At 72.5% G+C, this 16,511-nt stretch carries 15 protein-coding genes; 5 read left to right on the top strand and 10 right to left on the bottom strand.

The features are described 5' to 3' along the window. Window positions 1-6: 6 nt before the first annotated feature. On the bottom strand, window positions 7-1,380 hold the full coding sequence (locus tag B082_RS0124280; protein ID WP_018554398.1) for an MATE family efflux transporter: 1,374 nt from the start codon (window positions 1,378-1,380) through the stop codon (window positions 7-9). Next, entirely contained in the window at window positions 1,364-2,350 is a 987-nt protein-coding gene (locus B082_RS0124275) for a zinc-binding dehydrogenase (protein WP_037710808.1), read from the bottom strand. Before B082_RS0124275 ends, B082_RS0124280 begins: the two co-directional genes overlap by 17 nt. Before the next feature lie 109 nt (window positions 2,351-2,459). On the opposite strand from B082_RS0124275, the gene B082_RS0124270 reads away from it, so the two are divergent. Next, window positions 2,460-3,074, top strand: coding sequence for a PadR family transcriptional regulator (locus B082_RS0124270; protein WP_018554396.1), 615 nt, complete (start codon window positions 2,460-2,462; stop codon window positions 3,072-3,074). 19 nt (window positions 3,075-3,093) lie between these two features. Here the strand turns inward: B082_RS0124270 and B082_RS0124265 are convergent, their stop codons facing one another. The 8 genes from B082_RS0124265 to B082_RS0124230 all read right to left on the bottom strand — a co-directional run bounded on the left by B082_RS0124265 (window position 3,094) and on the right by B082_RS0124230 (window position 11,398). Then, on the bottom strand, window positions 3,094-4,485 hold the full coding sequence (locus B082_RS0124265; RefSeq protein ID WP_018554395.1) for an amino acid permease: 1,392 nt from the start codon (window positions 4,483-4,485) through the stop codon (window positions 3,094-3,096). Between the two features lie 22 nt (window positions 4,486-4,507). Next, window positions 4,508-5,791: an ATP-grasp domain-containing protein gene (locus tag B082_RS0124260; protein ID WP_018554394.1), complete on the bottom strand. Its 1,284-nt coding sequence runs from the start codon at window positions 5,789-5,791 to the stop codon at window positions 4,508-4,510. Window positions 5,792-5,846: 55 nt separating this feature from the next. Beyond that, the gene (locus B082_RS0124255) at window positions 5,847-6,542 is read right to left on the bottom strand and encodes a hypothetical protein (protein ID WP_018554393.1); all 696 of its coding nucleotides are present in this window, start codon (window positions 6,540-6,542) and stop codon (window positions 5,847-5,849) included. Beyond that, a complete protein-coding gene (locus B082_RS0124250) occupies window positions 6,539-6,817 on the bottom strand; it encodes a hypothetical protein (RefSeq protein ID WP_018554392.1) in 279 nt (92 codons plus the stop codon). The genes B082_RS0124255 and B082_RS0124250 overlap by 4 nt, the downstream gene beginning before the upstream one ends. After that, a complete protein-coding gene (locus B082_RS0124245; protein ID WP_018554391.1) occupies window positions 6,814-8,550 on the bottom strand; it encodes a carbamoyltransferase in 1,737 nt (578 codons plus the stop codon). Before B082_RS0124245 ends, B082_RS0124250 begins: the two co-directional genes overlap by 4 nt. A gap of 30 nt (window positions 8,551-8,580) precedes the next feature. Next, a complete protein-coding gene (locus tag B082_RS0124240; RefSeq protein WP_026250148.1) occupies window positions 8,581-9,321 on the bottom strand; it encodes an SDR family NAD(P)-dependent oxidoreductase in 741 nt (246 codons plus the stop codon). Next, the gene (locus tag B082_RS0124235; RefSeq protein ID WP_018554389.1) at window positions 9,318-10,616 is read right to left on the bottom strand and encodes an aldehyde dehydrogenase family protein; all 1,299 of its coding nucleotides are present in this window, start codon (window positions 10,614-10,616) and stop codon (window positions 9,318-9,320) included. Before B082_RS0124235 ends, B082_RS0124240 begins: the two co-directional genes overlap by 4 nt. Window positions 10,617-10,732: 116 nt before the next feature. Next, a complete protein-coding gene (locus B082_RS0124230; RefSeq protein WP_202454005.1) occupies window positions 10,733-11,398 on the bottom strand; it encodes a cyclase family protein in 666 nt (221 codons plus the stop codon). Between the two features lie 188 nt (window positions 11,399-11,586). Between B082_RS0124230 and aroF the strand changes: the two genes are divergently transcribed. From aroF to B082_RS0124210, 4 genes are read left to right on the top strand one after another with little or no spacing between them, the layout of a single operon-like run. Beyond that, window positions 11,587-12,642: a 3-deoxy-7-phosphoheptulonate synthase gene (gene aroF / locus B082_RS0124225; protein WP_018554387.1), complete on the top strand. Its 1,056-nt coding sequence runs from the start codon at window positions 11,587-11,589 to the stop codon at window positions 12,640-12,642. 22 nt (window positions 12,643-12,664) lie between these two features. Continuing rightward, window positions 12,665-13,762: a hypothetical protein gene (locus tag B082_RS0124220; protein WP_018554386.1), complete on the top strand. Its 1,098-nt coding sequence runs from the start codon at window positions 12,665-12,667 to the stop codon at window positions 13,760-13,762. Window position 13,763: 1 nt separating this feature from the next. Beyond that, a complete protein-coding gene (locus B082_RS37505) occupies window positions 13,764-15,257 on the top strand; it encodes an isochorismate synthase (protein WP_018554385.1) in 1,494 nt (497 codons plus the stop codon). Window positions 15,258-15,287: 30 nt separating this feature from the next. Beyond that, on the top strand, window positions 15,288-16,346 hold the full coding sequence (locus B082_RS0124210) for a zinc-binding dehydrogenase (protein WP_018554384.1): 1,059 nt from the start codon (window positions 15,288-15,290) through the stop codon (window positions 16,344-16,346). Window positions 16,347-16,511: the final 165 nt, after the last annotated feature.

Raw genomic sequence — 16,511 nt, 5'->3', positions numbered from 1 at the left:
CAAGATTCAACCATTCTCGGCGAAGTACCGCCGGAACAGCGCATAGGACATAGCGTACTGCGCCCCGGTCCCGACGATCATCGACAGCCAGACGCCCTCCACGCCGAGCACGGACCACGAGCTCAGGGCGAAGGCGAGTGGGATCTGCACCACCGCTCCCAGGAGGGTCACCCAGAACAGCGCCCGTGAACGCCCTCCACCTGTGAAGACTCCGCCGAGGCCCACCACCCCGGCCAGGAGCAGCAGATAGGGGAACAGGTACCAGAAAAGAACTCCACCGGAGTCCACGACTCCTGGAGCGTCACTGAAGAGACCCATGAGGAAACGTCCACCGACGGCGAGCAGGAACCCCGCCCCGGCACCGACGAGGGTGGCGAGCACGGCGCTCTGCCGCCCGATCATGGATTCGGCGGACTCGCCCGCTCCCCGGGTGCGGGCGGTGAGGATGCTGCCCGCCTGGCGCACGGCGTAGAAGGCCATGGTGACGAAGAACAGCACCTTGAACCCGATGCCGTACGCCGCCAGCGGGTCCTCGCCGAAGCGGGCCACGATGCCGACCAGGGTCATGCTGATCCCCATGCGCAGGACGAAGTCCCCGGAGGCCGGCAGGCCGATGTTGAGCAGCCGCCGCAGCGCGCCCCACAGCCGGAGGCCCGTCGGTTCCGCGTCGCCGACGTCCGTGAGCCGCCTGCGCCGCAGGATCGTCAGACTGACGCACAGGGCGATGGCGCGGCCCAGGAGCATGCCGAGCGCGGCACCCCGCACGCCCAGGTGCGGCAGCGGCCCGACTCCGTAGATCAGCAGGGGGTCGAGGACGAGGATGAGGGCGTTGGCCAGGATCGCCGTCCGCATGGGGGTTCTGGTGTCGCCGGTGCCCTTGAAGACGCCGTCCACGACGTTCTGCGCGAAGAAGACGGCGATCCCGGGGAACGAGATGGCGAAGAACTGCACGGTGAGCCGGAGGACGTCGCCCTCGCCGCCGACGAGCAGGCGCGCGATGGGCTCACGCAGGAGGAAGCCGCCCACGGCCACGACGGGGGTGATGACGAGCCACAGCACCCGCACCGCGCCCATGATCACGGGCACCTCGGCGCGCCGCTTCGCCCCGATCGCGTCGGCGATCATCACGGTCGCCCCGACGTTGGCCATGAGGATGACGCCGAGGAGCACGTTCTCCAGGGTGGTGGCGACGGCCACCGCGCCCACGGCGGCCTCGCCGAGCCGGGACACCCAGATCGTGTCGATGACTCCGGCCACCACGCCCGAGAGCAGTTCGAGGTAGACGGGGATGCCGAGGCCCAGCAGCGACCAGCGGGTCGCGGCGGGGGAGAGGACGGCCGACCGCGCGGACGCGGTCCGGATGTCAGGTGTGGTGGACAACTGCCACAACCTTTCCCGTGGCGCGGTTGGCTTCCATGTGACGGTGTGCCGCCACGAGTTCCTCCAGCGGGAAGACCCGGTCGATCCCGACCCGGCAGGCGCCCGACTCGATCCGGCGGACGATGCCGTCGAACGCGTCGCGCGCCCGGTCGCCGTGGTTGATCTCGCTGCTGGAGTAGGTGGTCAGGGTGGCGCCGGAGGGAATGTCCTCCAGCGGTTCGAACCCGGGGATGGTCCAGGTGTCCGAGAGGATGCCCGTGTTGCACACGCGGCCCCGGGGAGCCAGCGCCTTCAGTGAGTCGAGCACGGCCGTGCCTCCGACGAGGTCGACGATCCGGTCCGCGCCGTCGCTCCACACGGAGCGGACGGCGTCACCGATGCCGTTCCCGGTGTCGAGGAGCACGTGGTCGGCCCCGTGCTCCCGCAGCAGTGCCCGTTTGCCGGGGTCGCGGGTGGTGGCGGCGATCTCCACGCCGCCGCCCGCCGCCAGGGCGAGCGCCGCCATTCCCACGGAGGAGGTGGCGGCACGGATCACGAGGCGGTGTCCCGGCCGCAGATCCAGCGTGTCGAGGGTGCCCCACGCGGTCAGCCAGGACTCCGGGAGCGCCGCCAGGGTGGTCCAGGGCAGCTCGGTCTTCACGGGGATCAGCTGGGCCGTGGGGAGCAGGGCGAACTCGGCGTAGCTGCCGTCGAACCGCCTGCCCATGCCGCCCATGGCGGCGGCCACCACCGTGCCGGCCGGCAGCCGGGGGTCCGTCGAGCGCTCGACGGTGCCCACGCACTCGATGCCCAGGATCCGCGGGAGCCTGACATCCGGGGAGGCTCCGCGGCGGGTGAAGAGCTCGGAGCGGTTCAGCCCGAAGGCCCGCACGCGGACGAGGGTCCAGCCCTCGCGGGCTTCGGGCGTCGGGACGTCGCGCGGGCGCAGGGCCTCCGGCCCGCCCGGACGCTCCAGTCTCATCGCGCGCATGTCCACCTCGCCTTCCGCCGGGGCCGGCCATCGTTCCGTGCCGAGATGCTACCTCTAATAGAGTGGGTCGAGAAGAGATAGTCTGGAAACAGACGCTGACAGGAGGGCCGTGCTGACACTTTCCATCCTCGGGTTCCTGGCCGAACGGCCCATGCACGCCTACGAACTCCGGCAACACCTGTCCGACCTGATCGGGCACAACCGGCCGGTGAGCGACGGCGCGCTCTACCCCGCGCTCAACCGGCTCAGGCAGGCCGGACATCTGGAGCGGCAGGCCGAACCCGGCAGCGGGGCGCCGGTGCGCCAGGTCCTCCACATCACCGGGAGCGGCAGGGCGGAGCTGCTGCGCAGGCTCTCCGATCCCCGGAGCACCGAGATCACCGACGGCGGCTCGTTCTTCACCCTGCTGGCCTTTCTCAGCCGGCTGCCCGACCGTGAGCGGCAGCGGGCCGTGCTGCAACGGCGGCTGGACTTCCTCTCCGAGCCGGCCAGCTTCTTCAGTCACTCCGGAGCCCCCGCACGGATCAAGGACGTGGACGACCGCTTCCGCAAGGGCATGCTGATCATGGCCAGGGCCGCACGGCAGACCGAGCGCACCTGGCTGGAGGAGACCCTGCGGGAGCTCTCCGACGAGGACGGCACCGACGAGAACGGCGCCGAGAACGACGGCACCGGCCCGGTCGGCGCCGAGCAGGACGGCGCCGACCGGGCCCCGGAGGGGTGAGGCCCGGCCACCCGTCGCCTCATCCCCGTCGCCGCTGCCTCAGTACGCCGATGGCGAGCACCACCGCGGTCAGCACCCCGGTCCCGATCACCTGGGGCCGGGAGGCGTCGTCGACGACCAGCAGCACCAGGACGGCGGCCATCGCGACCAGCGAGAGGATCGTCAGCCCGGGAAAGCCCCACATCCGCAGCTTCAGCCGCTCCGGTGCCTCGCGTTCCAGCTGGGCGCGCAGCCGAAGCTGCGACACCGCGACCGCGATCCACACGACCAGGGCTATCGCGCCGACCGCGTTCAGCATCCACAGGAACACGCTGTCGGGCCACCGGATGTTCAGCAGGACCGACACGAAGCCGAACGTGACCGACACCAGCACGGCCCGGCGGGGCACCCCGGAGGGTGAGAGGGCGCGCAACGCCTTCGGGGCCTCGCCCCGCTCCGCCAGCGAGTACACCATGCGGGAGGCCGCGTAGAGGTTGGCGTTGAGGGCGGACAGCAGCGCCGCGAGCAGGACGACGTTCATCACCTGGGCGGCCGCCGGCAGCCCGATGTGCTCCAGGACCGCGACGAACGGACTCGCCCCGACCTTGCTGTCGTTCCACGGCAGCACCAGGACGATCACCGCGACCGATCCCACGTAGAAGACCAGCAGCCGCCACACCACGCTGCGCATCGCGCTGCTCAGCCCGCGCGCCGGGTCCTCGGACTCGGCCGCGGCCAGCGTGACGATCTCCATCCCGCCGAAGGCGAAGACCACCGCCAGCAGCCCCGACAGGACACCGTCCCAGCCCCTGGGCAGGAAGCCGCCGTGCGCCGTCAGGTTGTCCAGGCCGATCGCACCCTCGCCCGGGAGCGCCCCGGCCACCGCGAGCGCGCCCAGGACGAGGAAGGCGACGATCGCCACCACCTTCAGGACCGCGAACCAGAACTCGAACTCCCCGAACATCCGGACGGCAGCCAGGTTGCTGACGGTCAGTCCGGCCATGAAGACGAGCACCCAGACCCACGTCGCCACCCCGGGCACCCACCCATGGACGATGACCGCGGCGCCGGTCGCCTCGATGGCCAGCACCACCGAGATCAGGGCCCAGTAGAGCCAGCCCACCGTGAAACCGGCCCAGCTTCCGAGCGCCCGCTCGGCATGGGCCGAGAACGACCCCGAGGCGGGCAGGGCGACGGACATCTCGCCCATCATGCGCATCACCAGGACCGCCAGCAGCCCGGCGGCCAGGAAGCTGATGAGCACACCCGGCCCGGCGAGGGCGATCCCCGCGCCGGACCCCACGAACAGGCCGGCGCCGATCGCTCCGCCGAGGCCGATCATGGTCAGATGCCTGGTGCCCAGCCCGCCCGGCCGCCGGGACGGCGGGGCGTCGGCTGCGGTGGCGGGCCTGTTCTTCGTCGGACTCGACATGACTGTGTCCCTGTCCCTGCGATCAGTTGACGTAGACGGGCTTGAGCAGTTGGTCGGCCGACTCCAGCGCCGACAGGACGTCCTCGCGCCGCTCGCCGCGGGCGAGGACGAGGACGAAGCAGGAGACGGGGTTCTCCGGGTACTTGATCACCACGTGGTCGCCCGGGGCCGCCATCCACCGCAGCGCCACGACCCCGGGAAGCGCCTCGGCCTCCGCGACGCCCTCGAAGCCCGCCAGCTCCCCGGTGCGGTCGGCGAGCACGGGAGTGAACCCGGCCGGCGTCGGGTTCTCCTTGCCGGTGAAGTCCACGGGCTCGCCCAGCACGGCACGCAGGTACTCCCGCGGCCCCCACACACCGGTGGACTCCCGGATCGACTCCTGGACGAAGGCGTTGGTGCCGCCCAGCCGGCCGTTTACCTCGATGATCTTCGGACCGGACGGGGTGAGCCGCAGCTCCACGTGCGCGCCCCCCACCGTCGCGCCCAGCGCCCTCAGCGCGTCCACGGCCGTGGTGATCAGCGCCTTCTGGTCCACCTCCGGCAGCTGGGACGGCGTGGCGTACGCGCCCTCGATGAAGTGCGGCTCGGCGAAGGGGTAGGGCTTGTCGTGGATGGCCAGCAGCCGGTACTCACCACCGCCGTAGACGAAGTCCAGCGCGAATTCGTCGCCCCGCACGTACTCCTGGACCAGCACCCCCTCGGCGTCCGGATAGGCGTAGACCCGCGCCACGTTCGGCACCGAGTACCCGCCCTCGTCGAACGAGTCGCGTCCGTAGATCCCGCTGATGTTGTCGAAGGCGGCCTTCAGCTCCGCCTCGTCGGCCACCTTGGTCACCCCCTGACTCGCGCCGCTGGCCTGCGGCTTGAGCACCAGCGGGTAGGACAGCTCCCCGGCCACCGCGAGGGCCTCGGCCCGCGTCCGCACCACACGGGTGGCCGGAGTGGGCACCCTTGCCTCCTCCAGCCGGCGGCCCGTCTCGTACTTGTCCCGCATCGCCCGCACGGCCTCCTGCGAGTTGCCGGGCAGGCCCAGCTCGGCGGCGACCCGCGCGGCGACATGGAGCGAGCCCTCGTGGAACGTGGCCACGGCGTCGATCCGGCCGCCGCCGGCCAAGTGGCCGCGCACCGCCGCGAGTACGGCCTCCTCGTCGAACTCGTCCACGGGCAGGTGGACGTCGTAGAGACCGCCGTCGGCCGGCGGCACGGCGTTGGCGAGGACGACCCGCAGACCCAGCGCGCGCGGGGTGGACAGCAGATCGGGATTGGCCGACGACGCGATGAGCAGCAGCGTCCGGGACTCGGACATGGTTTCCTCCGTTGTTGTTGAGACCCGTGAGGTTGTTGACACTCTGGTGCTCCGGTCAGGAGCGGCGCGCGCGGACACGCAGCGCCCCGGGCAGCGGATCGAGGGCACGGCGGCACGCGGCGGCGTCCTCCCCGACCGCGAGACCGAGCGCCAGCGGGTCGCCCGCCCCGGACCCGGCGGGGGGCCGGGCCGGCTCCCCGGGGCGGGCGAGGATTTCCGTCCCCCAGACACCCGCGGGCAGGGCCGGGACGTCGAACTCGACGCTCGCCGGCGCGATGTCCCGCGCCGGATAGAGGAGCCGGGCACCGGCCGCGCACCGCCGGCGCGGCGCGAGATCCGGTACGCCGCCACCGGCGAGCACCGCACGGGCACGGTCCAGGTCCGTGCCCGTGGCCAGCTCCCCGGCCCGCAGGACGAGCGCCCCTTCCCGCACCCGTGCGATCCGTACGCCCTGGAGCTCCCCGCCCTTCAGCCGCAGGACCGACGCGGTGATCCCGCGGCCGGGCACCGTACCGCCGTGCATGGCGCGGACGAGCCCGGACACGTCCGGCCGGCGGAGCAGCGGGTCGGACGCCTCGACCACGTAACCGCGGAACGGATCGCGCCCGCCGGCGTGCTCGGGGTGTGCGACGAACACGGGGGAGACCCGCCCGTCGCACACCACCGAGACGACCAGGACCAAGGGGCGCTCGTCGTTCTCCGGCCACTGCTCCCCGCCCGCGGGCAGCAGCGCGGGCCACCGCCCGCTCATGGCGAGCCGACCCCCTGCATCCGGCGGCGGTCCTCCAGCGTCCGTACGGACACCGTGGCCGCCACCACGGAGGCCCTCATCGCCCCGAGGGCCTCCCGTGCCAGCTCCAGCGGCGCGCCCTCACCGGACCCCTCCCTGACCGCCTCCGCGGCGACCGCGATCATCTGGGCTCCCTCGACGGCGGCGACGATGGCCGAGTCCAGGGCGTCGCCGCTGTCGGTCACCTCACGGAGCTCGGCCAGCAGACCACCGAGCAACTGCGCCGTCGCCGTCATGCCAGCGGCCGCCTGCTCGGGTGCCGCTCGGGCAGCTCGCGGCCGGGCTTCGTCAGGAGGAGGTCCCCGATGTAGAGGTGGTCCAGCTCGGTGTTGAGGAACGTGCGCACCGCGTCCCGGGGCGTCTCCACGATGGGCTCCCCGGCGTCGTTGTACGAGGTGTTGAGCACCAGCGGCACCCCGGTCAGCTCACCGAAGCGGGAGATCAGCTCGTGGTAACGGGCGTTGACATCGGCCTCCACGGTCTGGACGCGCGCGGTCCCGTCCACGTGGGTGATGGCCGGCACCGTCTCGCGGCGCTGTTCCAGGACGTCGGGGACGAGCAGCATGAACGGGCTGTCGCCCCGCATGTCGAACCACTCGGCCGCCTCCTCGTGGAGCACCGAGGGAGCGAACGGGCGGAAGACCTCACGGTGCTTGACGACCTGGTTGAGGTAGTCGCGGGAGTCCGGGTGACGGGGGTCGGCGAGCATGCTGCGGTGGCCGAGCGCCCGGGGCCCGATCTCGGAGCCGCCCTGGAACCAGCCGATCAGCCGGTGCCCGGCCAGCAGTTCCGCGACCTCGGCGACGGTCGCCGTCCGCGATTCGAGGCGGTCGCCCTGCTCCCGTACCGCCTGCTCGATCTCCTCGGCGGAGTAGGAGCGGCCGGTGGAGCCGGAGCGCAGCGCGTGCCGCTCGGTGCCGCCGCCGATCGCGTAGTACCCGTAGTAGGCGGCGCCGATGGCGTTGCCCGCGTCACCGGCCGGCGGGAGGATGTAGACGTCGTCGAAGGGGCCCTCGGCGGAGATGCGCTGGTTGGCGACGGAGTTGAGGGCGACGCCGCCGGTGATGCAGAGCTTGCTGCGGCCGGTCACCTCGTGGGCGTACCTGGCCAGCTGGAGCACGGCCTCCTCGGTCTCCTGCTGGATCTTGTACGCCACGTCCTTGGCGAACTGCGAGTCCCAGGAGTCCTTCGCGGAGGCGTCGTAGCCGTTGCCGTCGGAGGCGAGCCAGCTCTCCCAGGCCCGCTCCAGGTCCTCGACCCGCGCGGAGACGTTGCCGCCCTTGACGGTGAGCAGCGGGGCCCAGTCGGGGCGCGGCCGGCCGTAGGGGGCCAGGCCCATGGTCTTGCCGGCCTCGGTGTAGCCGCCGCAGCCGAAGTCGCCGAACGTGGGGTGTCCCCAGCGGGTGACGAAGCCGAGCCTGGCGGAGAAGAAGCTGTAGAAGAGGCCGAGCCCGACCTCGCTCCAGTCCTCCGGGAAGGTCTCGGCGTGCACGGCGCGCAGGCCGGTGCCCTCGCCGTCGAAGATGGTGTGCTTCTCGATCCGGCCGGTGCCGGGCACCTTGCTGCCCACCCCGTCGATGACGAGGACGGCCGCGTCCTCGAAGGGCGAGGCCAGGTAGCCGGCGTAGGCGTGGCTCAGGTGGTGCGACGGCATCGGCAGGCTGTGGATCTTGCTCTTGTCCCGGATGGGCAGCTCGCGCAGGATGCGGTCCTCGGCGCCGTCGCTCAGCGGGCGGTTGCCGACGACGATGTCGATGTCGTCGATGCCGATGCCCTCGGCGTCCAGGCAGTAGGTGATGGACTTCATCGGGAGGACCTTCGAGAGCTTCTCGAAGTGACCGTGGATGATGAACCCCTCGGAGTGCTTGAAGCGGTCCAGCCGCTCCTCCTCCACTGCGACGACGACGCGCCCGTCCTTGACCAGGCAGGCGGCACGGTCATGACTCAGGTTGATGCCCAGTACGTACATGTCACGGTCTCCGTATCGTTGGTGGTCCGGTCAGACGAAGTGGCGGCCGGCGTCGACGACGAGCGTCTGTCCGGTGACGGCGGTCCCGGACGCCAGCAGGAACGCGGCGGTGTCGGCGATCTCCCGGGGGTCGACCAGGCGCCGCAACGCGGTGGTGCCGATGATGGAGTCGAGGGCCTCGGCGGGCAGGGACGACGTCATCGCGGAGTCGACCGGCCCGGGGGCGAGTGCGTTGACCCGGACGCCGTGGCGGCCGAGATCGCGTGCGGCGCTGCGGGTGAGGCCGATGAGCCCGGCCTTGCCCGCCGCGTAGGCGGGCCCGAAGGCGCCGCCGGTGAGCGCGGCGACGCTGGAGATGTTCAGCACCGCGCCCGAACGGGCCCTCAGCGCGGGCAGGAACAGCTGGATCAGCCGGAACGGCGCGGTGAGATTGAGCCGGAGGCTCTGCTCCCACTCGTCCGGTGCGATCGCGTCGAACGCCTGGGGACGGGCGCCCCCCGCGTTGTTCACCAGGCCGTCCAGGTGCTCCCAGCGACTGCCCACGGCGTCGGCGAGACGCTCCGCGCCGTCCGGGAGGGTGAGGTCGGCCGCGACCGTGAAGACCTCGCGTCCGGCCTCCTTGCCCGCGAGGACCAGCGGCTCGACGGCCGCGGAACCGGTGCGGTACTGAAGGGCCAGGTCGGCGCCCAGATCGAAGAACCGGTGGGCCATCGCGCGGCCGAGGTCACCGGATGCCCCGGTGATCAGCACACGTTTTCCCTGAAGGGTCATTCCTGCTCTCCGTCTACGGGCACGGCGTAGCCGCGCACTTCGTTGAGGAACTGTCCGATGTATCCGTCGTGCGGCAGGTACGGGTCCCGCCACCAGCCCGGGACGCGGCCGTGGACGACCGTCCGGATCGTGGGGTCGTCCAGGGCGGCGTCCACCAGCCGGGCGTCCTCGGTGAGCAGCGTCAGGGCCAGGGACCCGGCGAGCGGCGCGATGCCGTCGCCCGGCCGCCAGGGCGCGACCCAGACGCACGGGAACGGGAATTCCGCGGCCAGGGCCGGGTGGTCCGGCCGGTCCACCGCCACCACGGCGGGCCGCAGCGCGGCGCCCTCGCCGTCCACGACGGGTGTGGTCTCCGCCCCGTAGTGCCGCCCCGCCAGATCCGGCGCACCCCCGGCCGCCTTCGCGACGGCCGCCCGCAGCGCGTGGGCCTCGGCGGCCGGGCGTACGGGGAGCGCGGCGTCGGCGTGGGTGACGGGCAGCACGGGGAGGGCGGCCAGCCGTCCGGCCAGGGCCTCGGCCAGGGCCCGGTGGTCGCCCGAGGTGAGGACGGCGGTGGTGTTGGTGCAGCGGACGCCGCCGTCGCCGGCGGTCTCCGCGACCAGGTGGTCCAGGAGGGCGTCGTCCACCGGGCCGTCGACAAGGATCTTGCTGCGGCCCGGACCGCGGACCAGCACCCGGTCGTTGCCCCGCAGCCGGGCCACGGTGCTCTCGCCGCCGTAGACGAGCCCGAGATCGGCCGCTTCGGTCAGCGAGTCGGCCGCCGCGTGGGGGCCCGCCAGCAGGCTGATCCGGCCGGGTTCGAGTCCCGCGTCCAGCAGGGCGTGCACCAGCCGCTGCGGGGTGAAGGGGTCCCGTGCCCCCGGCCGGACCGCGACGCTGTAGCCCAGGGCCAGCGCCTGGAGCCAGGCGATATGGGTGCCCGGGTGGTTGCTGGGGGCCACGACGCCGAGCACCCGCCCGCGCCGCGACCAGCGGGACCGGCCCGAATCCCCGGCATCCGCGGGGCGTTGGCGCGCCACCACGTCCCCGAGGACGGCCGCGTCCTGCTCCAGGCGGACCAGCGTGTGCCGGGCGGCCCGTACGGGGACGCCGGAGGCGAGCGCCTGGGCCTCGGCGTACTCCTCGGGGCCGAGCCCGGCGAGGGTGTCCTTGGCGAACCGGCGCCCCGCTTCGGCCAGTACGGCCGCCGACTCCCGCGCCGACGGGGCGCCGGCGGTCGCCCGCATGCGCTTGACGGTCAGCCGGGTCAGGAGCGCGGGCGCTTCGTGGACGGTGGCGAGCGGTGCGCCCGTCACGGCCCGCAGGGCACGCGTTTCCCGGGACGGACTCTCTTCTCCTTGGCGGATCAGGGGAATTGACTGCACTGGTGGTCGTCTCCTCCGGTGGACGTCGTGCGTTCCGGGGTCCGGGGTCAGGCCGGCCAGCCCTCGAAGACCACCGCCCGCACCGGAGACGCCTCGACGCCCTCGATCTTCAGCGGGAGGGCGACGAGCTGGCCGACCGGGCCTTCGAGCTGGTCGAGGTTCTGGATGTTCTCCAGGATCGGGATTCCGGCACCGAGCAGGCGGCGGTGGACCTGGCCGCTGCGGTCGTCGGGGCGCTCGGTGATGCAGTCCATCCCGACCAGGACGGCGCCGTTGTCGATCGCCCAGTCCGCGCCCGAGACGGTGAGGTAGGGCGGCTTGTCCCAGTAGTCCTCGCGGCCGAGGTAGCGGTTGGGGTGGTCGGTGCGGATCAGCAGCCGGTCGCCGCGCTGCCACACGCCGTGCAGCGCCTTCTCCAGGTCCTCGCCGGTGACCGGGTCGAGGTCGCGCTTGTACGAGAGGTCGGCGACACAGACCCGGCCGACGAACGTGTCCAGCGGCACTTCGCCGATCTTCTCGCGGTCCTCGAAGAAGTGGTAACCGGACTCCACGTGCGAGCCGTTGTGCGGAAATATCTGCAGGTCGGAGAAGGTGCGCCCGCCCGCGGCCGGGTCGGTCTCGGGGGTCATGGCCCGGCGTACGGAGAACTTCGGGTACCACGCCGCGTCGTACGCGGGCATTCCCTCGTACCACCCCTGGCTGATGTCGGTCATCTTCACGGCACGCCTCCACGGTCTCGGGTCGATCGCTCGGTTCCCGCTCGGCGCGTTTCGCACCGGGCAGAGCGATTGGAGCATCATTAATCTGAGTTGACAACCCTTATTGACAATCATGGAGTGCGCGGAGAGGATCGGCCCGATCGACAGAGCCCCCGCGCACCACTGCCCCAGGGAAGGCACTCATGATCGTCGTAATGAGCCCGCAGGCGACTCACGAGCAGACAGAGCTCGCGAGCGCCCTACTCAGGGAGAACGGGCTGACACCCGTTCCCGCGAAGGCCGCCGGCGCCACGCTCCTGGTATCCGAAGGCACCGGATCGCCCGAACTCTCCGCTTCCGTCGAGCGGTCGGCCGGCGTGGAGCGCGTGGTGGTCGTGCCCGGAGCCCAGCGCCTCACCAGCCGCACCTACCACCCGGAGGACACCCGGGTGACGGCCGGCGGGCCGGACGGCTCCACGCTCGGCGGCCCCGGATTCCTGGTCGTCGCCGGCCCGTGCGCCGTGGAAACCCCGCAGCAGATGTCAACTGTGGTGGATGTCGTGGCCGAGGCCGGTGCGGGCATGCTCCGCGGCGGCGCCTTCAAGCCCCGGACCTCCCCCTACAGCTTCCAGGGGCTCGGCGTCTCGGGGCTGGCCCTGCTGGCGGAGCAGCGCATGCGGACCGGGCTGCCGGTGGTCACCGAGGTCGTCGCCCCCGCGGACGTGGAACGCGTCGCCGAGGAGAGCGACATGCTCCAGATCGGCACCCGCAACATGCAGAACTTCGCCCTGCTCCGCGAGGCCGGCGCCTCCGGGCGCCCGGTGCTCCTCAAGCGCGGCATGGCCGCCACGATCGAGGAGTGGCTGCTCGCCGCCGAGTACCTGATGCAGATGGGCAACGGCGACGTGGTGCTCTGCGAGCGCGGCATCCGCTCCTTCGAACGCAGCACCCGCTTCACCCTGGACCTCAGCGCCGTGGCCGAGGCGAAACGGCTCACCCACCTGCCGGTCATCGTCGACCCGAGCCACAGCACCGGTCAGCCCCACCTCGTCGGGCCCATGTCCCTCGCCGCCGCCGCCTGCGGCGCCGACGGCCTGCTGATCGACGTCCACACCAACGCGCGCGGGGCCCTGTGCGACGGGGCCCAGGCCCTGGACGCGCCCCAGTTCACCGAACTGATGGACCGCCTGCGGCCGGTGGTGGAGGCGGTCGGACGCACCCTCGCACGGCCCCGTTCCCGCTCCCTCGCCCAGGTCTGACACCCGCCGGAGGCGCATCACCATGTCCAGCGCAGCGACCGACCTCTTCCGCAGCGGCCTACCGGCACAGGACTTCGTGCGGGCCGCCATGGAGTGGCACTTCAGCCCGGCCACCGGCTCACCGTTCTGGGTCAAGCGGGCCGCGCGGCTCCCCTTCGACCCACGGAAGGACATCAACACCTGGGAGGACCTGGACCTCTTCCCCGATGTGAGCGAGGAGTGGCGGGACGTCTCCGTCGACGAACTCGTACCGTCCGGCATCGACCGCGGTGCCGAGGACTTCCAGGTCTTCGACTCCGGGGGCACCACGGGACGCCCCAAGCGCATCGTCGAATCCCGCTCCCGGCGCCAGGGCGTCGACTGGGTCAGCGAGGTACTGGACGACCACGGCGTCCCGGGCGAGGGCGGCGGCCACTGGCTGCACATCGGCCCGACCGGGCCGCACATCGTGGGCCGTTCCATCGGACTGCTCGCCCACAAGCGGCAGACCTTCTGCCACTACATCGACTTCGACCCCCGCTGGGTCAAGCGGGCCGCCAAGGAGGGCCGGACGGACGACGTCGTCCGCTACGTCGGACACGTACTGGAACAGGCCCGGGACATCCTGACCACCCAGCCGGTGTCCGTGCTCTTCGCCACCCCTCCGGTCCTGGAGGCCATCGCCGCCCGGGACGACCTCCTGGACCTGGTGCAGCAGCGCGTCCGGGGCATCATCTGGGCCGGCACCAGCATCGGCCCGGAGACCCTGCGCACCCTGGAGGACGAGCTGTTCCCGGACGCGGCCGTCGTCGGCCTGTACGGGAACACCATGATGGGCATCGCCCCGCAGCGCCCGCGCACCCCCGAGGACGCGGACGAACAGTGCGTCTTCATCCCGTACGAGCCCTACAGCCGGGTGCGGCTCGTGGACCCCGAGGCCCCCACCACCGAGGTCGCCTACGGCGAACGCGGGCAGGCGCGGATCAGCCTGCTCTCCCGTGACCTGTTCCTGCCCTGGACCCTGGAGCGCGACTACGCGCTGCGGATCCGGCCGAACGGGGCCTACCCGCAGGACGGCGTCGCCGACGTACGGCCGCTGCCCACGGCCGGTGCGGCGCCCGTCGTGGAAGGGGTGTACTGAGATGGCGACCGACGCCTCCCTGCTGTATCTCGCCGCCCTTCCCGAAGCGGACAGATCCGCCCTCGACCTCGCCTCCAGCCAGGACCTGCTGGGCGTCTGCCGGCGGGCCGTAGACGCCGCCCGGCTGCGCGGGCGTCCCGTGCTGACCAGCTGGGCGATGCCGGTCCCGTACACCGACGCGCTCGACGTGTGGCGCCGCTCCCGGCGCGTGGCGGACCGCGCGATGCTCTGGCGGTCGGCCTGGGACAGCACCTTCCTCGTCGCCGCGGGCACCGCCCACGACCTCTCCGCGGACGGTGAGGACCGCATCGGGGCCGTACGCGCCGCCTGGGCCGAGCTGGCCGACGGCGCGGTGACGGGCGGCGGGCCCACCGCCGCACTCCCCACCGGACAAGGTCCGTTGCTGGTCGGCGGAGTGGCCTTCGCCCCGGCGGCCGGCGCCTCGCGGCCCCCGTTCCCCGACGCCCTGATGTGGGTTCCGTCCGTCCAGATACGCGGCACCGCCGCCACCACCGGCCGGGGCGCGCCCCTGGGAGAACTGCGGCTCAACGCCGTCGTGGACCGCGACAGCGACCCGGTGCGGGTCTCGCGGGACCTGCTGGACCTGGCCGAGCGGTGCCTGTCGCCGATGCCGGCCGCACCGGACGGGCCCGTGACCCCGCCCCTCCTGCGCGAGTCGGCCGAACTGCCGCCCGCCGACGACTGGAAGAGCCTGGTGGGCCGGGCGGTGCGCCGGATGCGCGAAGGCGCCTTCGAGAAGGTGGTGCTCGCCCGCGAGGTGCGGTACGTCGCCGACCGGAGCTTCGACGTGCCCGCGGCGGTGGACCGGCTCGGCCGGGCCTACCCGGAGGCCACCCTGTTCGCCGTGCGCGACAGCGGCTTCGAGTTCGTCGGGGCCACCCCCGAGTACCTGGTACGCCTGACCGGCGGCACCGTCCACACACTCGGCCTGGCCGGGACCACACCGCGCGGTGCCACGCCGGAGGAGGACGCCGCGTACGAGAGGGACCTCACCGGCAGCGCGAAGATCCTGCACGAGCACGACGTCGTGGTGCGGATGCTCCGCGAGGCGCTGACGACGGACTGCGCGGACCTCACGGTGGCGCCGTCACCCACGGTCCTCAAGCTGGCCAACGTCCAGCACCTGTCGACCCCGGTCCAGGGCAAGCTGGCCGAGGACGCCCCCGGGATCCTGGAGTTCGCCGAGCGGCTGCACCCCACACCCGCGCTCGGCGGACACCCGCGGGCCGCCTCCCTCGACTGGCTCGCGAAGAACGAGGGACTGGACCGCGGCTGGTACGCGGGCGGCGTCGGCTGGAGCGACACCTCGGGCCAGGGCGAATTCGCCGTGGCCATCCGCTCGGCACTGGTCCACGGCAACGTCGCCTCGCTGTACGCGGGTTGCGGCATCGTCGCCGACTCGGACCCTGAGGAGGAGTACCTGGAGACCTGCGCGAAGCTCCGGCCGATGCTCCACGCACTCGGCCTCGCGTGACACCACCACGAAACCAGGAGAAGGCTGCCCATGCTCGCTGCCGTTTACCACGGGCAAAAAGACATCCGGGTCCAGCAGTGGCGTGACCCGGCGCCCCCGGAAGCTCACGAGATCCAGCTGGAGATCGTACGGGCCAGCATCTGCGGCACGGACGTGGACGAGTACGTATCGGGCCCCCACCTCGTCCCCATGAAGGCGCCCCACCCGGCCAGTGGCCACATCGGCCCGCTGGCCCTCGGGCACGAGATGGTCGGGCGGGTGGCGGCGGTGGGGGCCGAGGTCTCCGGCTTCCGGACCGGGGACCTCGTGGTGCCGGGCTCCGGGGTCTCCTGCGGGAACTGCCGGCTGTGCCTCGCCGGCCGGACCAACCTCTGCGACGGCTACTACACCGTGGGGCTGCACGTGGACGGCGGCCTCGCCGAGCGCGTGAACGTCCCGGCCCGGATCAGCCGGTCCGTCGGTGACTGCCCGGCGGACGTCGCCATCATGGCGCAGCCGCTGGCGGTCGCCCTGCACGCGGCCCGGGGGACCGGGGCCGAACCCGGTACGAGCCTGGCGGTCATCGGCCTCGGCGGGATCGGCTCGCTGGTCGTCGCCGCCTGCACCGCACGGGGTGTGGACACCATCGGGGTCGACGTCTCGGCCGGCCGGCTGGAGGTCGCCGGGCGCCTGGGGGCCTCACACCTGATCGACGCGTCCGACGAGGACGCCGCCGCCGCGATCCGCCGCGCGACGGAGGGCCGGGGCGCCGACGTCGTGGTCGAGACGTCGGGCACGCCGCAGGGGCTCGAAGCCGCCATGCGGGCGGTGAGCCGCGGCGGGCACATCCGGCTGGTCGGCCTGCACCGCGACCCCTCGCCGCTGGACCTGACCCGCCTGGTGCTCGACGAGATCCGGATCTCCACGTCCAAGGTCCACATCTGCGACCAGGACCTCCCCGACGCACTCGCGCTGCTCGGGGAACACCCGGCCATCGCGCACGAGGCCGTGGACGCGGTCATCGGACTGGAGGACATCGTGCCGGCGGGCTTCCAGCGCCTGGCCGCCCAGGAGGCCGCGGGCAAGATCGTGGTGTGCTCCGGCGCGTGACCACCGCTCACCAGGGCGGGGACGGGGCATCCCGTCCCCGCCCTTGCCGGTGTCCGGGGGCGCGGGCGGGCCCGGGGAAGCGGAGGCGGCCGGCCTCGTTGTCACTGGGGGCGCTTAGAGTCTCTCCCACTCGTCACGGTGCGTCGCCGTCGACGGGTTTCATCA

The organism is Streptomyces sp. ATexAB-D23, from assembly GCF_000373645.1.
GTDB classification, from domain to species: Bacteria; Actinomycetota; Actinomycetes; order Streptomycetales; family Streptomycetaceae; genus Streptomyces; species Streptomyces castrisilvae.
This window is presented reverse-complemented; position numbering and strand designations above follow the sequence as displayed.

Coding starts and splice junctions, on each gene's coding strand:
- B082_RS0124220 (WP_018554386.1), top strand. CDS start 12,665: ATGTCCAGCGCAGCGACCGACCTCTTCCGCAGCGGCCTACCGGCACAG.
- B082_RS0124255 (WP_018554393.1), bottom strand. CDS start 6,542: ATGAGCGGGCGGTGGCCCGCGCTGCTGCCCGCGGGCGGGGAGCAGTGG.
- B082_RS0124250 (WP_018554392.1), bottom strand. CDS start 6,817: ATGACGGCGACGGCGCAGTTGCTCGGTGGTCTGCTGGCCGAGCTCCGT.
- B082_RS0124245 (WP_018554391.1), bottom strand. CDS start 8,550: ATGTACGTACTGGGCATCAACCTGAGTCATGACCGTGCCGCCTGCCTG.
- B082_RS0124265 (WP_018554395.1), bottom strand. CDS start 4,485: ATGTCGAGTCCGACGAAGAACAGGCCCGCCACCGCAGCCGACGCCCCG.
- B082_RS37505 (WP_018554385.1), top strand. CDS start 13,764: ATGGCGACCGACGCCTCCCTGCTGTATCTCGCCGCCCTTCCCGAAGCG.
- B082_RS0124260 (WP_018554394.1), bottom strand. CDS start 5,791: ATGTCCGAGTCCCGGACGCTGCTGCTCATCGCGTCGTCGGCCAATCCC.
- B082_RS0124210 (WP_018554384.1), top strand. CDS start 15,288: ATGCTCGCTGCCGTTTACCACGGGCAAAAAGACATCCGGGTCCAGCAG.
- aroF (WP_018554387.1), top strand. CDS start 11,587: ATGATCGTCGTAATGAGCCCGCAGGCGACTCACGAGCAGACAGAGCTC.
- B082_RS0124275 (WP_037710808.1), bottom strand. CDS start 2,350: ATGCGCGCGATGAGACTGGAGCGTCCGGGCGGGCCGGAGGCCCTGCGC.
- B082_RS0124230 (WP_202454005.1), bottom strand. CDS start 11,398: ATGACCGACATCAGCCAGGGGTGGTACGAGGGAATGCCCGCGTACGAC.
- B082_RS0124240 (WP_026250148.1), bottom strand. CDS start 9,321: ATGACCCTTCAGGGAAAACGTGTGCTGATCACCGGGGCATCCGGTGAC.